At 64.9% G+C, this 3,226-nt stretch carries 3 protein-coding genes and 1 pseudogene; 3 read left to right on the top strand and 1 reads right to left on the bottom strand.

Annotation, left to right across the window (positions count from 1 at the left end):
* Nucleotides 1–182: 182 nt before the first annotated feature.
* A pseudogene (locus tag FV226_RS27135) lies at nucleotides 183–380 on the bottom strand (transposase); the annotation flags it as partial.
* Nucleotides 381–488: 108 nt separating this feature from the next.
* Here FV226_RS27135 and FV226_RS27130 point away from each other — a divergent pair.
* The 3 genes from FV226_RS27130 to FV226_RS27120 all read left to right on the top strand — a co-directional run bounded on the left by FV226_RS27130 (nucleotide 489) and on the right by FV226_RS27120 (nucleotide 3,104).
* A complete protein-coding gene (locus FV226_RS27130; protein ID WP_147765359.1) occupies nucleotides 489–797 on the top strand; it encodes a hypothetical protein in 309 nt (102 codons plus the stop codon).
* Nucleotides 798–1,059: 262 nt separating this feature from the next.
* Complete coding sequence (locus tag FV226_RS27125; RefSeq protein WP_147765358.1) at nucleotides 1,060–1,950, top strand: ImmA/IrrE family metallo-endopeptidase; 891 nt, start codon at nucleotides 1,060–1,062, stop codon at nucleotides 1,948–1,950.
* A gap of 110 nt (nucleotides 1,951–2,060) precedes the next feature.
* Complete coding sequence (locus FV226_RS27120; RefSeq protein WP_147765357.1) at nucleotides 2,061–3,104, top strand: YihY/virulence factor BrkB family protein; 1,044 nt, start codon at nucleotides 2,061–2,063, stop codon at nucleotides 3,102–3,104.
* Nucleotides 3,105–3,226: the final 122 nt, after the last annotated feature.

The raw sequence follows: 3,226 nt of genomic DNA, 5'->3' as shown, positions 1-3,226 counted from the left end.
TGCTCGAACAGAATGACGAATGGGCCGTCCAGCGGTCGCGCTACATGACCCTGGAAAGCATCGCCCCGATCGGCGATGATCCCCTCGTCAGCCTGCCCACCCTCGCAGCCTGATCGTCCCGGCCCAAACCGGTGATCGTGGTGGCCCTCACCAAGCTACACCACGCCCAGGGACACGACCGCATTCTCGGTCTCAAGACTCTTCATCCGTCGAACCTGATCCGACTTCAGGCCGCCAAACTCACGCCGCCACCGGTAGTACGTCACCGAACTCACACCGAGCGCGCGGATTGCATCGGCCACGCTCTGGCCCTGGGAGATCAGAACGTCCGCCTGACGTAGCTTCGCGACGATCTCCTCGGGCTTCGGGTGCTTTGCCATCTCGTCCGTCCTCCAGGCTCAAAAGCCATACCAAAGGGCGGACCACTTCAATGGGGGCTGACCATCGCCACGCGATGTCGTGAGATAGACGCTGCTATGGAGTGGCGGGTGGTCAAGCACGTCGTTGGTACAAAAAAGGAGGCAGCATCGCCGATGTCAGAGGCAGACGATTATCTCCGAGCGTTTCTCGATCAGGCGGCCGCAGAGGAAGCATACCTTGGCCGGCTACGCGAAGCGAACGACGCTGAGCCGGGTGTCACGCTGCCCAGACCCGCATCAGCTCCCGCCGTGTCGTTGATGATCACGAACCAGCAACGAGCGGAGCTGCGGGCGCTTGGGTTTTCGGATGAGGCCGTTCGATTGATGACGCCCGCCGAGGCGCATGCGCAGCTTGGGCTGAGCAGGCCCAGCCTCTGAGCACGACATCACCGGTCTATGAATTTGAGAAAAGCCCTTCGACCTGACGGTCGCCGTTGTGCCAGCTCGGCAAGCGCGGCCGCGATCTTAGCTCCTCCGACGCCGTCGGGATCACAGGGGCCGCCATGCCAGGCCAGCATGGCCTTTGCTCACGATGGCGCGGTTGGGTTACCGCTCGCGCGAACGCCCTTGCAACCTGGTCTTGGGATCGCAGGTGCGTGGCGCCTGACGGATCGCCTCGGAAATACGAAGGGGTCCGCGCATGCAGATCAAGAGGAAGGACCTTGCAGACGCAGGCTCGCCGGAGGCGCTCGTCAAACGCATCCTACAGGCCGAGCCGAACCTTCCGGTGCCCGTGCCGATCCAGGAGCTGTGCGCGCGCCTCGGCATCGTGAAGATCGAGGACCTCGACACCGATGCGTTCGAGGGCGGCCTCGTCACCGACACGAAGCGGTCTGACGGCACCATCCTCGCCAGGCGCGGGGGCGAACCGCGTCGCCGCTTCACCATCGCGCACGAACTCGGCCACTTCCTGATGGCGCACCACATCCCCGATCAGCCCGACCGGTTCTCGTGCAAGACATCCGACATGCTGCGCATGACGGCCAAGGAGGGCGACCCGCGCCAGCGCAGAGAGGTCGAGGCCAACCGCTTCGCCAGCCTCCTGCTGATGCCTCCGCACCTCTTACGGGGGGCTATGACGGCGTTTCGCGAGCCCGATCTGCAGCACGTCCTTGCGCTCGCGCGCGACTTCGCGGTCGGTAAGGAGACGGCGGCCCGGGCCTACGTCCAGTACCACTCCGAGCGGATCGCCATCGTCGTGGCGGGCCACGGCCGGGTGCAGCGTTGCTACCGCAGCCTCTCCTTCCCGGCCATCGTCTGTGCCGTCGGAAGCCCGGTCCCGGAGCGATCGCTCGTTCACAGCCGTTCGCATCAACCGAGCATCCCGAGCGACATCGCGGCCTGCAGTGCTGATCTCTGGATCGATGTGAAGCGCGACCTCCATGTGCCGTCGCTCTACGAGCAGGTGTACCTCCAGCAGGGTGGCTTTGCGATGATCCTGCTGCGTCTCAAAGCCGTTCCGGAGGAGAGCGCGGAGGAGCGCAGGCTGGAGGAGGGCTGGCGCCACCGCTTCCATTCAGGGCGACGGTAGGCGACACTCCTACAGGATCGGGCGCTCGGCGCCGCTACGACTTCGGCTGAACCGATGTCAGCAGGATCAAATCGCGATCACTGGTACCTAGTCCTCGCAGGGTCGTAGCCGTGATTCAGGACGTTGACGAAGGCGACGACTGGCGCTCAATCGCCACGCGTCCGCAGGATGCAGCGACCCTCGAAACGGCTCGGCAGCGCGCCCGCGAGCCTGATCGTGGCCGCGATGCGAACCGCCCCTCCGAGATTCCGAGGGCAGGATGGCAGGACATCCTGTGGCGCGCCGCGTGGGCTCTCCCGAAGGATCGTGTGCTCGCCACGGCCGGCGGCGTCGCCTTCTTCGCCCTGCTCGCCGTGTTTCCCGGACTCGTGGCCGTGGTCTCGATCTACGGGTTGTTTTCCGATCCCAACGTGATCAGCCAGCATGTCGGCCTCCTGACCTACATCCTCCCTGCAGCCGCGCTCGAACTGCTCTCCGAGCAGCTCGTGCGGATCGCCGCGCGAAGCACGGGTTCGCTGAGCCTCACCTCGACGATCAGCTTGCTGATTGCGCTCTGGAGCGCGAATTCCGGCGTCGGCGCACTCTTCGATGCCCTCAACGTGATCTACCGGGAACGGGAGGATCGCACCCTGATCCGGTTCTACGCCACGACCTTTCTGTTCACCCTCGGCGGCGCGGCGTTCCTGCTCCTGACGATCAGCGTGGTGGTCGTCCTTCCGGCGATCCTGGCGCGCTTCGGGTTCGGGGGATTGGCCGACACCATCCTGTCCGTGGCCCGGTGGCCCGTCATCCTGGTCGTGGTCAGCCTGAGCCTGACGCTGATCTATCGCTACGGCCCGAGCAGGCGCCGGGCGAAATGGCGCTGGGTGACCTGGGGCAGCGCGCTGGCAGCGTTTCTTTGGGTCTGCACGTCTGGCGTGTTCTCCTGGTACGTGGCGAGCTTCGATAGCTACAATCGCATCTACGGGTCTCTGGGTGCCGGCATCGGCTTGATGTCCTGGATGTGGCTCTCGATCGTGGTCGTCTTGCTCGGCGCCGAGATCAATTCGGAAATGGAACGCCAGACCGCCCGCGACAGCACCGAAGGATGGCCCAACCCCCTTGGCGTCCGGGACGCCTTCGCTGCGGACAACGTCGGACCAAGTCAGGAGTAAGCGCTCGGTGACGGCTGCCTTGTGCGGATAGGGCTTGGGTCTGGATACAGGGGATGGCGCTGTATCGGCCCTGTGTCTGGACTTATGACGAACGCTCCTCACATCGTCGTCGCGGGAACGCG

The organism is Methylobacterium sp. WL12, from assembly GCF_008039475.1.
GTDB lineage: Bacteria > Pseudomonadota > Alphaproteobacteria > Rhizobiales > Beijerinckiaceae > Methylobacterium > Methylobacterium cerastii.
Note: the sequence above shows the minus strand (reverse complement) of the source record. Positions and strands in the feature narration are given on the sequence as shown.

Bases quoted from the DNA above. Each gene is read 5' to 3' on its own strand.
- FV226_RS27125 (WP_147765358.1), top strand. From the start codon at position 1,060: ATGCAGATCAAGAGGAAGGACCTTGCAGACGCAGGCTCGCCGGAGGCG.